Source organism: Nonomuraea monospora (assembly GCF_039531895.1).
Taxonomy (GTDB): Bacteria; Actinomycetota; Actinomycetes; order Streptosporangiales; family Streptosporangiaceae; genus Nonomuraea; species Nonomuraea monospora.
This window is the reverse complement of record NZ_BAAAQX010000006.1, coordinates 289997-305088: the sequence shown is the minus strand read 5'-3', so window position 1 is coordinate 305088 and position 15092 is coordinate 289997. Positions and strand designations below refer to the sequence as shown.

The 15092-nt window shown below is 72.4% G+C and carries 13 protein-coding genes; 4 read left to right on the top strand and 9 right to left on the bottom strand.

Annotated elements, in window-relative coordinates:
* Positions 1 to 92 precede the first annotated feature (92 nt).
* Positions 93 to 1169: a helix-turn-helix transcriptional regulator gene (locus ABD331_RS14720; RefSeq protein WP_344474771.1), complete on the bottom strand. Its 1077-nt coding sequence runs from the start codon at positions 1167 to 1169 to the stop codon at positions 93 to 95.
* Between the two features lie 91 nt (positions 1170 to 1260).
* On the opposite strand from ABD331_RS14720, the gene ABD331_RS14715 reads away from it, so the two are divergent.
* A complete protein-coding gene (locus tag ABD331_RS14715) occupies positions 1261 to 1626 on the top strand; it encodes a VOC family protein (protein WP_344474769.1) in 366 nt (121 codons plus the stop codon).
* On the opposite strand, the gene ABD331_RS14710 is transcribed toward ABD331_RS14715, so the two are convergent.
* The 5 genes from ABD331_RS14710 to ABD331_RS14690 all read right to left on the bottom strand — a co-directional run bounded on the left by ABD331_RS14710 (position 1607) and on the right by ABD331_RS14690 (position 6342).
* Positions 1607 to 2338, bottom strand: coding sequence for a dienelactone hydrolase family protein (locus ABD331_RS14710; RefSeq protein WP_344474767.1), 732 nt, complete (start codon positions 2336 to 2338; stop codon positions 1607 to 1609). The genes ABD331_RS14715 and ABD331_RS14710 overlap by 20 nt on opposite strands.
* A gap of 146 nt (positions 2339 to 2484) precedes the next feature.
* Positions 2485 to 3309, bottom strand: a complete 825-nt coding sequence (locus ABD331_RS14705; protein WP_344474765.1) for a sugar phosphate isomerase/epimerase family protein — start codon at positions 3307 to 3309, stop codon at positions 2485 to 2487.
* Positions 3306 to 4139 carry a carbohydrate ABC transporter permease gene (locus ABD331_RS14700; protein WP_344474763.1) on the bottom strand — a complete coding sequence of 278 codons (834 nt, stop codon included), beginning with the start codon at positions 4137 to 4139 and terminating at the stop codon, positions 3306 to 3308. Before ABD331_RS14700 ends, ABD331_RS14705 begins: the two co-directional genes overlap by 4 nt.
* Positions 4136 to 5023, bottom strand: a complete 888-nt coding sequence (locus tag ABD331_RS14695; RefSeq protein ID WP_344474762.1) for a carbohydrate ABC transporter permease — start codon at positions 5021 to 5023, stop codon at positions 4136 to 4138. The genes ABD331_RS14700 and ABD331_RS14695 overlap by 4 nt, the downstream gene beginning before the upstream one ends.
* A gap of 2 nt (positions 5024 to 5025) precedes the next feature.
* On the bottom strand, positions 5026 to 6342 hold the full coding sequence (locus ABD331_RS14690) for an ABC transporter substrate-binding protein (protein ID WP_344474761.1): 1317 nt from the start codon (positions 6340 to 6342) through the stop codon (positions 5026 to 5028).
* 236 nt (positions 6343 to 6578) lie between these two features.
* Here ABD331_RS14690 and ABD331_RS14685 point away from each other — a divergent pair, with 236 nt between their 5' ends.
* The 3 genes from ABD331_RS14685 to ABD331_RS14675 are packed head-to-tail and all read left to right on the top strand — an operon-like array spanning position 6579 to position 9569.
* On the top strand, positions 6579 to 7580 hold the full coding sequence (locus ABD331_RS14685) for an SIS domain-containing protein (protein ID WP_344474760.1): 1002 nt from the start codon (positions 6579 to 6581) through the stop codon (positions 7578 to 7580).
* 4 nt (positions 7581 to 7584) lie between these two features.
* Complete coding sequence (locus ABD331_RS14680; protein ID WP_344474758.1) at positions 7585 to 8442, top strand: PfkB family carbohydrate kinase; 858 nt, start codon at positions 7585 to 7587, stop codon at positions 8440 to 8442.
* A 32-nt stretch (positions 8443 to 8474) separates the two neighbouring features.
* The gene (locus ABD331_RS14675) at positions 8475 to 9569 is read left to right on the top strand and encodes a LacI family DNA-binding transcriptional regulator (protein ID WP_344474756.1); all 1095 of its coding nucleotides are present in this window, start codon (positions 8475 to 8477) and stop codon (positions 9567 to 9569) included.
* Positions 9570 to 9664: 95 nt separating this feature from the next.
* Here the strand turns inward: ABD331_RS14675 and ABD331_RS14670 are convergent, their stop codons facing one another.
* The 3 genes from ABD331_RS14670 to katG form a co-directional block, all read right to left on the bottom strand.
* On the bottom strand, positions 9665 to 11317 hold the full coding sequence (locus ABD331_RS14670) for a helix-turn-helix domain-containing protein (RefSeq protein ID WP_344474754.1): 1653 nt from the start codon (positions 11315 to 11317) through the stop codon (positions 9665 to 9667).
* A gap of 4 nt (positions 11318 to 11321) precedes the next feature.
* Positions 11322 to 12407: an S-methyl thiohydantoin desulfurase family protein gene (locus ABD331_RS14665; protein WP_344474752.1), complete on the bottom strand. Its 1086-nt coding sequence runs from the start codon at positions 12405 to 12407 to the stop codon at positions 11322 to 11324.
* 387 nt (positions 12408 to 12794) lie between these two features.
* A complete protein-coding gene (gene katG, locus ABD331_RS14660; RefSeq protein WP_344474751.1) occupies positions 12795 to 15071 on the bottom strand; it encodes a catalase/peroxidase HPI in 2277 nt (758 codons plus the stop codon).
* Positions 15072 to 15092 lie beyond the last annotated feature (21 nt).

Here is a 15092-nt window from a genome sequence, read left to right as displayed (position 1 = left end):
GGACTGGCCGGGCGCGGTGGGGCGGAAGGGCGGATCCGCTGGGCGCAGGTGAGGTGGGAGGGCGGATCCGCTGGGCGCAGGTGAGGTCGCGGCTAGGCGTCGGTGTCGGCTTGGGCGTGTGACGCGAGGCGGTCGGCGAGTGCGAGGATGAGGGCGCGCAGCTCGTCCGGGCGCTCGATCACGAACGGCCGGTCGAGCGAGGCGAGCACGCCGGGCAGCCAGTCGAGCCGTTCGACCCGCAACCGGACCCGCAACCAGCCCTCACCACGGAGATCCGGCACCGCCCCGATCCCCGCCTCGCCGCCGGGACTCGGCGCCGCCTCGATCTGTGCCACACCGGCGGGGAGCCGGGTGCGGAGCTGCTCGACCGTCCCGTGGATCCGCAGCACCACCTCGTGCCGGTAGGACGCCGTGGCGAACCCCGTCAGGACCCCCTCCACGGGATCCGCCCCGTCGGGCACGGCGAAGGAGCCGGGCAGCGCCCTGGCGTCCGCGATCCGGTCGAGCCGGAACGTCCGGCTCTCACCCGCGCGGGCGTCCTCGCCGTGCACGTACCAGCGCCCCGAATGGCCGACGATCCCGTACGGGTGCAGCAGGCGGTCGCTGCGCCGGCCGTGGCGGTCGGCGTACCGGAACGAGACAGGACGGCGGTGCCGTACCGCGTCGGCGAGCGTGAGCAGGACCTCGGCGTCAGGAGCGGCGGACTCGCCGCGCGGCCCAGCAAAAGGTCCGGCAGAAGGCCCGGCAGAAGGCCCGGTAGAAGGCCCGGTAGGAAGCCCGGCAGAAGGCCCGGTGAAGGCCAGGGAGTCCAGCAGCGCGTCGAGCCGGCGGGCGAGCCGGTCCGGCAGCACCCGCCGGATCTTGGCCGCCGCCGTCTCGCTCGCGGTGTCCGCCGCGCCCCGGCCCGCGACGAGGCCGAGCAGGACGGCGAGCGCCTCGTCGTCGTCGAGCATGAGCGGCGGCAGGCGGTACCCGCGCGCGAGGTGGTACCCGCCGTAGCGGCCCCGCACCGACTCGACGGGCACGCCGAGGTCGATCAGGTGGTCGACGTACCGCCGCACGGTGCGGCCGTCGACGCCGAGCCGGTCGGCGAGCTCGGCCATCGTCCGGGTGCCGCCCGACTGCAGCAACGCAAGGAGGGTGAGCACGCGGCCGGTGGGTCGGGACATGTTCCCGAGCCTACGGCCGATTGTGGACCGTTTCTGTCCACAATCGGCCGTAACGTGCGACGCGTCAGCACCGAACCGAAGGAGAACAACCATGGACTTCGTCTCGATCCGCGTCATCACCGCCGACGTCGCCCGCCTCGTCGCGTTCTACGAGAAGGCCACCGGCGTCGAGGCGGCCTGGGCGACGGAGGACTTCGCCGAGATCAGGACGTCCGCCGGCACGCTGGCGATCGCCGGCACCCGCATCGTCCCGCTGCTGGCCACGGAGCCCGCCGGCGGCCACCGCGTGATCGTCGAGTTCCTCGTGGACGACGTGGACCGCGTCTACGAGAGCCTGACCGGCCACCTCACGGACGTCGTCCAGAAGCCCGCGACGATGCCGTGGGGCAACCGTTCGCTGCTGTTCCGCGACCCGGACGGCAACCTCGTCAACTTCTTCACCCGAGGTGCCGCGTGAGGAACCGCAGCGAGCTGTCCGTCTCGAACGCGGGCACCTCCCCGTGCTTGCCGCGGTTGGCGTGCAGCGTCTTGCCGGCCGTCGCCAGCGCGTCGAACAGCGCCAGCCCCTGCTCCCTGGGCACCAGGTCGTCGTCCCACTGCAGCAGGAACCGCACCGGAACGGTGACCCGCGCGGCGGCCTCGGCCAGGCCGTGCACGCCGAGCAGGCCCAGCACCGCCGCGCGGACCCGGGGCTCCGCCGCGACGAACGGGACGCCGAGGCCGCACCCCATCGACAGGCCCCAGTAGCCCACCGGCCCGGCGCCGACGAAGTCCAGCTCCTGGACGGCGTCCAGCACCGCCCGCCACTCCGGGACGGACCGCTCGGACAGGAACTCGTGCATCGCGGCGAGCGGGCCGCCGTTGTCGCCGCCCGCGGCCATGCCGGCCCGCAGTCCGGCCAGGACCCGGCCGAAGTCCTCGCCCTTCGGCCGCTCGCCGTGGTGTGGCGCGTCGGCCGCCACCACGGCGAACCCGCCTTCTGCGGCGAAGCGGCGGGCGTGGGCGACGATGCCCGGGGCCTGCTTGTGCTGGCCGCCGCCGTGCCCCATAAGGATCAGGGGACGCGGGCCTGCGGCGTCGTCCGGCGTCCACAGCACGCCGGGAATCTCGCCGAGGGTGAACAGGTGTTCTGTGACGCCGTCGTGCGACGTCGTGGAGGTGAAGCGCACAGCGTTTCAAGCCTTTCGGATTGCCTGCTGCGGGCGCTCCCTAGGCCATGCGAGTGAGGGAGCCCCGACCTGTGACAGCGTTGATCGGTCTCACCTCCTCGGTTCGCGGTGTTGCACGGCGACGCAGACGTTATCACGACCCCCCTTCATCGCCGGCCGACAGCCGCCAGGCAACGCTCCACGGCGGTGCGCGGCGCCAGGGCGTACGTGCCGTCCCCGAACAGCTCGAACGTCATCAGCCCGCGATACCCCCGCCGCTCCAGCGCCTCCAGGTAGCCGGCCAGCGGCAGCTCGCCGTCGCCCCACGCCAGGTGCCCGGCGGGCCGGCCGTCGATGAGGTGCACGTGCCGTACGCGGTCGCCGAGGGCGTCGAAGTAGTCGTCCACGCTCTCCCCGGCCACGGCCATGGCCACGGTGTCGAGGACTGCGCCCAGGTTCGGCGCGCCGATCTCGCCGATCATCGTGGCCAGCGTCCGGGAGTCGTTGACGAGGTTGGACTCGACGCGTTGCAGCGCCTCCAGCACGCACGTCACGCCGAGCGTGGCCGCGTACGCGCTGATCTCGCCGATCGCGTCGGCGGAGCGGCGCCAGGCGGTTGCCACCGGCTCGTCCTCGAAGCCGCGTCCCGGCGTGAGGAGCAGCAGCTCCGCCTCCAGCTCGGCGCAGAGCTCGGCGGCGCGCCGGAACAGCGCGACGCTGCGCGCCCGCAGCGCCGTGTCGGGGGAGGCCAGGTTGACCGGGTACATCACCTGCTCGGGCGTGAGGCAGGCGACGCTCAGGCCGCGTGACGCGGCGCGGCGGCGGACGGCGCGCGCGCCGGCGTCGCTCAGCTCGGGGATGTGGAGCTGCGGCGCGATGCCCCACAGCTCCAGCCGTTCCCGGCCGAGCGCGGCCATGTCGTCGAGGAAGCGGTCGAACGGCAGGTGCTGGTAGGCGAAGTTCGAACCGGTGAAACGGGCGAGCTCCATCATTTCCCTATCCCGTCCGCGAGGCCCTTGACGATGTGGCGCTGGCCGAGGAAGAACAGCAGCACCACCGGCAGGGCGGCGATCACCATCCCGGCGAACACCACCGGGTAGTCGGTGCCGTGCTTGCTCATCAGGCTCGTCAGCCCGACCGGCAGCGTCTGCACGCCGGAGCCGCTGGTGAAGATCATGGCGAAGAGGTACTCGTTCCAGGTGAACAGGATGTGCAGCAGCACCGTCGAGGTGAGGATCGGCTTGCACATCGGCAGGATGACCCGCCAGAACGCCGTCCACCGGCCCGCGCCGTCCATCTCGGCGGCCTCGTCCACCTCGCGCGGCAGGTCGATCATGTACGCGCGGATGAGGAACGTGGTGAACGGGATGCGGAAGGCCGTGTAGAGAATGAGCAGCGCCCAGAACGAGTTGTACAGGCCCATCGCCTGGAACAGCTTCACCAGCGGCACCAGCGCGACGGTCGGCGCGAGCATCAGCCCGCCGAGTATGGCCGCCGTGAGGGTCCTGTTCAGCGGGATGTCCACGCGCGTCAGCCCGTAGGCGGCCCACGCGCTGATGAACACGGTGGCGACGGTCGAGGTGAGCGTGACGAGCACGCTGGTGGTCAGGTAGCCGCTGACGCCGCGGTTCCACGCCTTGGCGTAGTTGCCGAAGCTCCAGTCGAGCGGCAGCGCGAACGGGTCGCCGAACAGCTCGGCGTTCGTCTTGAACCCGTTGAGCGTCATCCACAGCAGCGGGTAGAGCACGACCACGGCCAGGGCCAGCAGGAACGCCCACATGAACACGCGGGCGATCACCCCGAGGAAGCTCAGGCGCCTCACCACTCCACCCTTCTCCTGCGGGTGACCCAGAGCTGCGCCACCGCCACGCCGAGCGTGATCACGAACAGGACGGTCGCGATCGCGGCGGCGTACCCGAAGTTGTTGCGCACGAACCCGCTGCGGTACAGCCAGGTGCCCAGCACCTGCGTCGAGTTGTCGGGGCCGCCCGCCGTCATCACCATGACCTCGTTGAACACCTGGAACGCGCCCGAGAGCGTGACGATCGCCATCAGCCCGGTCATCTCCCGCACCAGCGGCACCGTGATCCGGAAGAAGCGGCCCACGGCGCCGACGCCGTCGATGGCGGCGGCGCCGTAGATCTCGGCGGGGATGCGCTGGATCGCCACCGCGAACAGCAGCGTCGAGTAGCCGAAGCCCTGCCACTGGCTCATCGCGATGATCGACGACATGGCCGTGCTCTCCTGCCCCAGCCACGCCTGGGCGAGGTCGCCGAGCCCGGCGGCCCTGAGCGCGTGGTTGAGCGGGCCGAGGTTCGGCTCGTAGATGAAGTAGAACAGCAGGCCCGCGACGGTCAGCGAGATCGCCGACGGGATGAAGTAGATCGCCCGCAGCGCGCGCTGCCACCGCTCGCTCCGCACGCCCTCGATGAGCGCGGCGAGCAGGAGCGCGCCGAACACCTGGAAGACGATGGAGATCACCGCGTAGAGCACGTTGTTGCCGAGCGACGACCAGAAGACCGGGTCGTCGACCAGCTTGGCGTAGTTGTCCAGGCCGACGTACTCCTGGCTGCCGCTGTAGATGTCCCACTTCAACGTGCTGAACTGCAGGTTCTGCACGAGGGGGAGGTAGACGAACACTCCGACCAGCACGAGGGCGGGGACGACCCACGCGAGCCCGAGCGTCCTACGCAGGGTGGCGCGCACGGCTACTTGGTCGACTCGGAGGCCTGGCGCACGCTTTCGAGCACCTGCTCGGCCGTCTTCCCGCCGCTGATCAGGGCCTCACCGCCGGCCAGCCACGCGTCGGCCACCTCGGGGACGGTGACGGTGTCGAGCCAGATCGCCAGCTTGGGCGCCTTGTTGACGAGCTGCACGCCCTCGTGGACGGCCTTGCTGGAGGTCTCCTCGGTGACCGCGCCGACGACGGTGCTGGGCTGCCCGTACGGCGGCGCCGACAACGTCCTGGCGTTCTCCAGGCTGGTGGCGAACTTCATGAAGTCCACCGCGAGCGCGACCCTCGGCGACTTGGCGTTGATCAGGTAGCCCTCCGGCGAGCCCTCCAGGACCGTGCCGTCGCCCGGCGCGCTCTGCGGGACGGGGAGCTGGAAGATGCCGAAGTCGTCCGGCTTCACCTTGTCCGACGTGGCGTTGTCGAACTCGAGGATCTCCTGGTAGTACATGGCGGCCTTGCCGCCCGCGAACGCCTCCTGGGCGGAGCTGTAGAGCACGCCGTTGGTGCCTTCGCGGGTGTCGGTGCACTGGTCGACCAGCGTCTTGAACTGGGTGAGCGCGGTGACGTAGCCGGGGTCGGCGAGCTTGGCGGTGGCCGGGTCGAAGTCGGCCTGGAGTGTGGCGTCCGGCACGTTGTAGGCGAAGAGCTGCTGCAGGTAGTGCAGGGCCGGCCAGCCGTCCTTGTTGCCGAACGCGATGGGCTCGTACCCGGCCTTGCGCAGCGGCCCGCAGGCGGCGATGAGTTCTTCGAACGTCTTGGGCACCGCGACGCCCGCCTTGTCGAAGGCGCTCTTGCTGTAGCCCATGAACTTGCCGTTGCCGTACAGCGGGATCCCGTAGTTCTTGCCTTCGCGGGCGAAGGCGGCCAGTGAGCCGGGGCTGAACGTCTTGCCCCACGCGGTGTCGGGGCCGATCACGGCGGTGAGGTCGGCGGCCCGGCCGCCGCGGATGTAGTTGTCGGCCCAGTTGCCCGTCCAGGTGAAGTAGATGTCGGGCAGCGCGTCGGAGGCGGTGAGCGTCTTGAGCTTGTCCTTGACGCTCTGGTCGGTCTCCTGGATCAGCTCGAACTTCACCTGCGGATGCTGCTTGGTGTAGGCGGCGGCGAGGTTCTCGAAGTAGGGGCCCGTGGGGTCGCCGGCGAACTTGGTGAGGATGCTCAGCGTGCCGGAGAACTCCGGGGTGGCGGCGGCGTCGGCCTTGGGCGCCTGGGTGGTGGTTCCGCCGCTTCCGCAGGCGGCCAGTGTGAGTGTCCCGAGGAGTGCCGCGAAGGTCGGCAGGGCGCGAGGGCGCATGGGCTTCCTTTCTCCACCGGTGCGTGGTGTTGGCCGACCCTACAGCTCGTCTGATACCGGTACCAGACCCGTTCACCAAGATCTTTCATTCGTTAACTCGGTGTGACCTAGATATCCGCAGGTCGAAAGGCTTGGTGGTTGACGTCGAACGGTGCGCTGTGCCAACGTGACCGTCGCGTGATACCGGTATCAGGTCCCGATCAGGCGGACGCCGGGTTCTGCGAAAGGATGCGACGATGCTCGGATTCGACGAGCCGGAATTTCTCTCCCAGGTGGCGAGCGCGGTGGCCCTGCGCCCTCAGATCGAGGAGCTGGTCGACCGGCTCGTGGACGAGGGCTTCGACACCCTGCTGCTGGTCGGCGCCGGAGGCACGTACGCGCAGATGTGGCCGTACGAGCACCTCGCCCGCCGCACCTCCGCGCTCGACGTGCGCGCCGTCATCGCCGCCGAGCTGATCGCCTCCGGTGACGCCCGGCTCGGCGAGCGCACGGTGGCGCTGTTCACCTCCGTCTCCGGCACCACCGACGACAGCGTGCGGGCCATCGAGTACTGCAGGTCCAAGGGCGCGTACACGGTCTCCTTCACCGGCCACCCCGACTCGCCCGTGGCCGCGAAGGTGGACACCGCGCTCGTCTCCCAGCCCAAGACCTGGCCGTTCGACTTTCAGCTCCTGCTGTTCATGGGCCGGCTGCTGGACCGCCGCGGCGAGTTCGACGGCTACGACCAGCTCGCCGGCGAGCTGGCCGGGATCCCCGAGATCCTCGTCGAGGTGGCCAGGCAGGCCGAGCCGGTCGCCGCCGCGTTCGCCGACGCCCACAAGGACAGCGACTACTACTTCCTCATCGGCGGCGGCAACCTCTGGGGCTTCACCTACCTCTACTCCATGTGCATCCTCGAGGAGATGCAGTGGCTGCGCACCACCCGCGTGCACAGCGCCGAGTTCTTCCACGGCTCGCTGGAGCTGCTGGAGGAGGACACCAGCGTCATCGTCTTCCAGGGCGAGGACGAGACCCGCGCCCTGACCGACCGCGCCGAGGCCTTCGCCAGGCGCGTCTCCAAGGACGTCACCGTCTTCGACACCCGCGACTACCCGCTCACCGGCATCAGCCCCGAGTTCCGCGGCCTGCTCGCGCCGCTCGTCCTCGACACCGTCATGAGCCGCGTCAGCAAGCACCTGGAGCGGGTCCGCGACCACTCCCTCGACCTGCGCCGCTACTACCGGGTCATGGACTACTGAACCGATGAGAGTGCTCGGCTTCGGCGACAACATCGTCGACCGGTTCGTCGACCGGGGCATCGACTACCCCGGCGGGAACAGCGTCAACGTCGCCGTCTACGCCCGCAGGCTCGGCGCCGAGTCCGCCTACCTCGGCGTCTTCGGCGACGACGGGCCCGGCGCGTTCCTGCGCGACGCGATCGCCGCCGAAGGCGTGGCCGTCGACCGGTGCGTCGTGCGCGCGGGCGAGAGCGGCGTCTCCCGCCTGCGCGTGGACGACGGCGAACGCGTCTTCCTCGGCTGGAACGGCGGCGGCGTCACCGTCCGCGAGCCGCTGGAGCTCGACGAGGACCTGCTCGGCTACGTGCGCGGCTTCGACCTGGTGCACTCCAGCGTCTACTCGCGCAGCGAACCCGAGCTGCCCAAGCTGGCCGGGCCCGGCCCGCTGGTCAGCTTCGACCTGTCCAGCGAGGAGGAGTACCGCGACCCGGCCTACCTCGACCGGATCTGCCCGCACGCCGACCTGGTGCTCCTGTCGTGCTCCCATCTGGACGAGGACGCCACCGTCGCCCTGCTCGCCGACGCCGTACGCCGGGGGGCCGGGCTCGCGCTCGGCACCCGCGGCGTCGCCGGCGCCCTCGCCAGCGACGGGAACGTCACCGTGTCCGCCCCGGCCTGGCTCGCCGAGGACATCGTGGACACCATGGGCTGCGGAGACGCTTTCCTCGCCGGCTTCGCCGTCTCGCTGCTGCGCGACGGCTGGGCCACCGGCCGCCCGGCGCCGCCCGCCGCCGTCGAACGGGCCCTGCACCAGGGCGCCGAGGCCGCCCACGCGCAGTGCTACGTCGAAGGCGCCTTCGGGCACGGCCGTACCCGCGCGTAGTTAGCATGATTCAGTGACCAGGGACGGGACCCATGCCCACTGACCGCGGCCAGGCGGGGCCGACGATCTCCGAGGTGGCGGCGGAGGCCGGCGTGGGCAGGGCCACCGCCGCGCGCACGCTCGGCGGCTACGGCTACGTCAGCCCCGAGCTGCGCGCCCGCGTGCTCGCCGCCGCCGAGAAACTCGGCTACCGCGCCAACGCGCTGGCCCGCAGCATGTCCACCGGGGTCAGCCACACCCTCGGCGTCATCGTGGCCGACATCGGCAACCCGTTCTTCGCCGGGCTGCTGCGAGGCGTCTCCGACACCTCGCGGGCCCGGGGGTTCGACGTGATCGTGCTGAGCACGTACGAGGACCTGCGGGAGGAGGTGGCGGCCACCAACGTGCTCATCGACAAGCGCGTGGACGGCGTCATCGTCGCCTCCGCCGCGCTCGGCCGCGACCAGGTCGCCCACCTCAAGGCCGCCATCGACCGGGGCATCCCCGTCGTGCTCGTCGACCGCGCCGTCGCCGCGCTCGACCTCGACTCCGTCGTCATCGACAACCGCGACGCGGCCCGCGAGGCGGTCGAGGTGCTCATCGCCGCCGGGCACCGGCGCATCGGCTTCGTCTGGGGCCCGCCGGTGGCCGAGGCCCCCGCCACCAGGCGCGAGCTGCTGACCGCCGCCTCCCGCAACCTGTGGACCGACGGCGAACGGCTGCGCGGCTACCTCGACGCCCTCGACGACGCGCACATCCCGTTCGACCCGCAGCTCGTCATGGTCGGGCCGAAGACCGAGGAACGCGTCGTCACCGAGGTCGGCCGGATGCTCGCGCTGCCCGACCGGGTCACCGCCGTGTTCTGCTCCGAGACCGACGGGATGACCGGCTCGCTGCGGGCACTGCGGGCGGCGGGGCTGGCCTATCCGGAGGACGTCGCGCTGATCGGGTTCGACGACAGCGCCTGGGCGGCGGTGATGGAGCCGCCGCTGACGATGATCGCGCAGCCCGTGCACGAGCTGGGGGCCAAGGCGGCGCAGGTGCTGCTCGACATCCTGGGCGGGGGCGAGCCCGCCCGCGAGATGCACACGCTGCGCTCCCGCCTGATCCAGCGCTCCTCCGTCGCCCCGCCACGCCTCCCGGATTAGCGGCCGGGAAGCGCCGCCGTGCGGCAAGGCCAGCGGCAGGGAAGGGCCGCCGTGCGGCTGGGTCAGCGGCAGGGAAGGGCCGCCGTGCGGCTGGGTCAGCGGCCGGGGAGGGTGACCGTGCGGCAGGCCAGGTGCAGGGCCAGGCGCTCGTCCCGATGCCCGAGATCCACGCCCAGCAGCCGCTCGATCCGGTCGATGCGGGCCGCCACCGTGTTGCGGTGCACCCCGAGGACGGCCGCCGTCTCCGCGATCGACGACTCCGCGTCCAGGTAGACGGACAGCGTACGGACCAGATCGCCCGGCTGGTCGCGCAGCGGCGCGAGCAGGGCGCGGGCCGCCGGCTCGAACGTGTCGGTACGGGTCCACTCCAGCAGGAGCTGCGCCATGCCGAGCTGGTCCACCTGCAAGAAGAAGCCCGCCTCCGGCCGGGTCGCGGCCAGCCTCGCCGCGTCCGTCGCCTCCGCCACCGTCCCGGCCAGCCCCTCCGGCCACGGATGCGGCCGGCCGACCCCCATGTGGTCGGCGATCGAGCCGCGCAGTTTCCTGTGCGCCGCGCGCAGTCGCGCCGCCAGCGCCCGCACCCGTGCTGGCGTGGGCTCCTGCCCGAACGTGGTCCAGCCCGTCCAGCCCTCGTCGTGCTCCACCACCACCGCCTCGACCCCCTCCGCACGCAGCACGCGCGAGATCTCCGCCGTCCAGGGCACCAGGTCGAGCGTGGGCACCGCGCCGATGCGCAGGCCGACGTGCCAGCCGCCGAGCTGCCAGCCCGCGTCGGCCACCCGCCTGCGGAGCTGCGCCGAGGGCTCGCCGTCCAGCCGCAGCAGGTCGCCCAGCAGCGCCGTACGGGCCCGGGCGTCGCGCTCCAGCTCCAGGCGGTGCGCCAGCAACCAGCGCTGCACGGCCGCGGTCGCCACGGCCAGCGCGGGCGGCACGATCCCGGCCCGCGCCGCCGCCGTGCCCCGCAACTCGGCCACCAGCCAGAGCGCCGGGCGCGCCGGGTGCGGCAGCAGCACGGGGTGGGCCAGCAGCTCGCCGTCGGCCAGCGGGACGCGCTGCGCCACGAACTCGTCCACGCGGACGGCGGCGGGCTCCGAGACCTCCCCGGCCAGGGGACGGCCCCGGTCGTCCAGCAGCGCCACCGGGACCTTGAGCAGGTCGCCGAGCCTGAGCACCACGTCTTCTGGCGGGGAGGTGCGGTTGTCGAAGGTGCGGTGGGCGGCCAGGACGAGGCGGGCGCGGTCGATCTCCGGCTCGGCCAGCAGGAGGCGGGCGGCCACCACCAGGTCCAGGGGGTCGGCGCCGGTGGTGCCGAGCAGCGGCAGCGCCAGGCGGTCGGCCAGCAACAACGTCGCCCGCGACACCTCACCACCCGACCCGGCCCGGCCACCACCCGCCTCGGCGCCGCCTCCGCCCGCCCCCGTCCCGCCGCCGCCTGTCCCGCCGCCGCCCGTACCGGCCCCGTCGCTGGCCCGGTTCGAAGCGCCGGTCGTCGTCGCGCGGGCCGGTATCAGGAGGCCCGCGCCGCCCGCGTCCACCACCCGGCGCAGGAGCGCGTCCACGCGCCAGTCGGCGGACGGCGGCGAGCCCGCGACGATGATCAGCTCATCGGCCCCCACGTCATGAACGGCCCCGGGATCGGCGACGGGCCGCACCGCGCGCACCGGCGCGTCGAGCCCGGCGGCCCCCGCGAGCACCCGCACCCCACCACTCCACTCGGGCAGCGCCAGCAACCTGCGCACGCTGATCATCGAGTCACACCCCGCCCCGCTCCAGCAGCACCGGCTCGCAGTCCAGCCCATAGGCCCGCGGCGCCAGCACCCCGATCCTGCCCGGGTCGGTCCAGAACGCCGAGATCGCCACCTGCAGCACCATGACCTCCATCCCCACCCGCACCGTGTCTCCCGCGATCGGCACCCCCGTCCGCCGATCCAGCACCGCGATCACATCCGGCGTGGACGCCACCACGAGCCCGTCCCGCAGCGCGAGCAGGTACTCGTTCTCCATCTCCACCCGCAGCAGCTCGCCCGACGCGTGCCCGGCCAGCGTGACGCTGCCCCGCGCGAACCCCGGCCGCCCGTGCAGCTCGGGGCCGGGCCGCCGGGTGACCTCCACCACCCGCCCCACGGACAGCACCCGCCCTCCGGTGGCGGACGCGAGCCTGGACGGATCGGGTGATTCGCCGAGGTCGAGGATGCGCCGCCCCAGCCGTACCGCGTCCGACACGGAGCCGGTGACGCAGCAGGCGGCCAGCACGCGCGCGGGGACGGGGGCGAGGGCGAGCGCCGCCCACCCGCCGGCGGCGGGCAGAAAGGTGCGGGCGGTGCGCTCCAGATCGGCGGGCGAGCCGGTGCCCTGGACGAGCACCTGCCCGCTCGGCTCGGCCAGCGCGGCAGGGGTGAGCGGACGGCCGGCGGCGGCGAGGGAGAGCTGGTCCAGGCGCGGCAGCCCGCGCCCCGACAGGTCGGCGTCCACCGCGGACAGGCCGAGGTCGCAGGCGGCGACCAGCGGCAGGACGCCGTTCAGCCCGCCGATCTCGATGGAGACCAGCGCGTCGGCGCGCTCGCCCGTCCACCGCTGGATGGCCTCGACCGCCGCCGCGACCTCCTGGCCGCCGGGCAGCTTCTCGGCGAAGACGGCGGTCGCGCCGACGACGCCCACCGGCACGACCCGCGCGTCGGGTGGCAGCGCGCCGAGCGGGCGGACGGCGACGTCCAGGCCGTCGGCCAGCCGCCGCCGCAGCAGGGTGGCGGCGGTCCGGCTGTCGCCGCCGCCTCCGGAGCCGAGCACGGCGACGCCTCGTTCCAGGGCGTCCACGTCCGGCAGCTCGATGCGCAGCATGCTCCTCAGCTTGCCGTACGCCGGCGAGCGCCCGCCTCCCGCCACTCGGAGGGCATCCTCGGCAGCGCCCGCCTCTCGCGTCACGGACGGCATCCTCGGCAGCGCCCGCACGGCCGCGCCGGGGCACGACCGCTGCGTGACATCGCACCCCGGCGGCCAACTGGGCTGTACGAGCCGCATGCCCGGCGTCAACGCGGGCGAGTGTGGTCATCGAGCGTGCGCACGGTCAACGCACGCGAACCCGGCCGGGCGCTGGGCCGCTCAGCGCGCGCGGGCCCGGACGTGCGCGTGCCCGCCCGTGCGCGAGTCCAGACGTGCGCGAGTCCAGACGCGCGCGAGCCCGGCCGGGCGGGAGGCTCGGCCGGGCTCGGCAGTCTTGCGGACGGATCAGGCGAGGTCGAACCGGTCGAGCTCCATGACCTTGGTCCACGCCGCCACGAAGTCGTTGACGAACTTCTCACCGGCGTCCCGGCTGGCGTACACCTCGGCGAGGGCACGCAGCTGGGAGTTGGAGCCGAAGATCAGGTCGACCGCGGTGGCGGTCCACTTCACCTGGTCGGTGGCCAGGTCGCGGATCTCGTACACGTGCTCCTCGGACTCCGACGCCTTCCACCGGGCGCCCGGGGAGAGCAGGTTGGCGAAGAAGTCGGCGGTGAGCACGCCGGGCCGGTCGGTGAGCACGCCGTGCGCGCTGCCGCCGGCGTTGGCCCCGAGGGAGCGCAGGCCGCCGAGCAGGACGGTCATCTCCGGCGGGGTCAGGTTCAGCATGTACGCGCGGTCGATGAGCAGCACCTCGGGCTGCGTCTTCTCACCGGGACGCAGGTAGTTGCGAAACCCGTCGGCGCGCGGCTCCAGGACCTTGAACGACTCGACGTCGGTCTGCTCCTGGGTGGCGTCGGTGCGGCCCGGGTGGAACGGCACCGTCACCTTCACGCCGGCGTCGGCCGCCGCCTTCTCCACGGCCGCGGAACCGGCCAGCACGATCAGGTCGGCGAGCGAGATCTTCGCGCCGCCGGCCTCGTTGAACTCCCGCTGGATGCCCTCCAGGACGTCCAGGACCGTCGAGAGCTGCTCGGGCTGGTTGACCTCCCAGCTCCGCTGCGGCTCCAGGCGGATGCGGGCGCCGTTGGCGCCGCCGCGCTTGTCGGTGGAGCGGAAGCTCGCGGCCGAGGCCCACGCGGTGGAGACGAGCTGGGAGACGCTCAGCCCGGAGTCCAGTACGCGCGCCTTCAGCGCGGCGACGTCGGCCTCGCTCACCAGCTCGTGGTCGACGGCCGGCACCGGGTCCTGCCAGAGCTGGGCCTCGGGCACCCACGGGCCGAGGAAGCGGCTGACCGGGCCCATGTCCCTGTGCAGCAGCTTGTACCAGGCCTTGGCGAAGGCCAGCGCGAACTCGTCGGGGTTGTCGCGGAAGCGGAGGGAGATCTCGCGGTAGATCGGGTCGACGCGCAGCGACAGGTCGGTGGTGAGCATCGTCGGCAGGTGCTTCTTCGACGGGTCGTGGGCGTCCGGGATGATCGGCTCGGCGTCCTTGGCGACCCACTGCTTGGCGCCGCCGGGGCTCGTGGTGAGCTCCCACTCGTAGCCGAAGAGGATCTCGAAGAAGCGGTTGCTCCACTGGGTCGGCACGTCGGTCCACGTCACCTCGAGACCGCTGGTGATCGTGTCGCCGGCCTTGCCGCTGCCGTGGGTGCTCAGCCAGCCCAGGCCCTGCGCCTCCAGCGGCGCGGCCTCGGGCTCGGGGCCCACGTGGTCGTCGGCGATGCCGGCGCCGTGGGTCTTGCCGAACGTGTGGCCGCCGGCGATGAGGGCGACGGTCTCCTCGTCGTTCATCGCCATCCGGCCGAACGTCTCACGGATGAAGTGCGCCGCGGCGGCGGGGTCCGCGTTGCCGCGGGGGCCCTCCGGGTTGACGTAGATGAGGCCCATCTCCGTCGCGCCGACGTCCGCCACCATCTCCGACTCCGAGACGTAGCGCTCGTCGCCGAGCCAGGCGTCCTCGGGGCCCCAGAAGATCTCCTCGGGCTCCCAGACGTCCTCGCGGCCGAAGCCGAAGCCGAAGGTCTTGAAGCCCATCGACTCCAGGGCGACGTTGCCCGCGAGCACGAGCAGGTCGGCCCACGAGATCTGCTGCCCGTACTTCTGCTTGACCGGCCACAGCAGCCTGCGGGCCTTGTCGAGGTTGGCGTTGTCGGGCCAGCTGTTGAGCGGCGCGAACCGCTGCCCGCCGTCACCGGCGCCGCCGCGGCCGTCGTGGATGCGGTAGGTGCCCGCGGCGTGCCAGCTCATGCGGATCATCAGGCCGCCGTAGTGGCCGAAGTCGGCCGGCCACCAGTCCTGCGAGGTGGTGAGCACCTCGGCGATGTCCTGCTTGAGCGCCTCGACGTCGAGCTTCTCGAACTCCTTGGCGTAGCTGAAGTCCGCCGCCAGGGGGTCGCTCTTGGACGAGTGCGCGCGCAGCACCGAGAGGTCGAGCTGGTTGGGCCACCAGTCCCGGTTCGTCCGGGGACGGCCGCTCCGCTTGGGAGCGGGGGAGTCGATGGCGGGGTTCTCGCTCTCGCTGCCGTGCGCGGTCACGGAGTCATGCGCGACCGGGCAGCCGGCCGCCGCCTTCTGATCCACGCCCTGCGCGCTCGAGGGGGCGTTGTCCTGGGTGTCGCTCATTTATTTCCTTCCGAACTGCCG

What these genes read in the sequence shown, in the direction of transcription:
- ABD331_RS14720 (WP_344474771.1), bottom strand. Translation starts at nt 1,169, where the DNA reads ATGTCCCGACCCACCGGCCGCGTGCTCACCCTCCTTGCGTTGCTGCAG.
- ABD331_RS14715 (WP_344474769.1), top strand. Translation starts at nt 1,261, where the DNA reads ATGGACTTCGTCTCGATCCGCGTCATCACCGCCGACGTCGCCCGCCTC.
- ABD331_RS14705 (WP_344474765.1), bottom strand. Translation starts at nt 3,309, where the DNA reads ATGATGGAGCTCGCCCGTTTCACCGGTTCGAACTTCGCCTACCAGCAC.
- ABD331_RS14690 (WP_344474761.1), bottom strand. Translation starts at nt 6,342, where the DNA reads ATGCGCCCTCGCGCCCTGCCGACCTTCGCGGCACTCCTCGGGACACTC.
- ABD331_RS14685 (WP_344474760.1), top strand. Translation starts at nt 6,579, where the DNA reads ATGCTCGGATTCGACGAGCCGGAATTTCTCTCCCAGGTGGCGAGCGCG.
- ABD331_RS14680 (WP_344474758.1), top strand. Translation starts at nt 7,585, where the DNA reads ATGAGAGTGCTCGGCTTCGGCGACAACATCGTCGACCGGTTCGTCGAC.
- ABD331_RS14675 (WP_344474756.1), top strand. Translation starts at nt 8,475, where the DNA reads ATGCCCACTGACCGCGGCCAGGCGGGGCCGACGATCTCCGAGGTGGCG.
- ABD331_RS14670 (WP_344474754.1), bottom strand. Translation starts at nt 11,317, where the DNA reads ATGATCAGCGTGCGCAGGTTGCTGGCGCTGCCCGAGTGGAGTGGTGGG.
- ABD331_RS14665 (WP_344474752.1), bottom strand. Translation starts at nt 12,407, where the DNA reads ATGCTGCGCATCGAGCTGCCGGACGTGGACGCCCTGGAACGAGGCGTC.
- katG (WP_344474751.1), bottom strand. Translation starts at nt 15,071, where the DNA reads ATGAGCGACACCCAGGACAACGCCCCCTCGAGCGCGCAGGGCGTGGAT.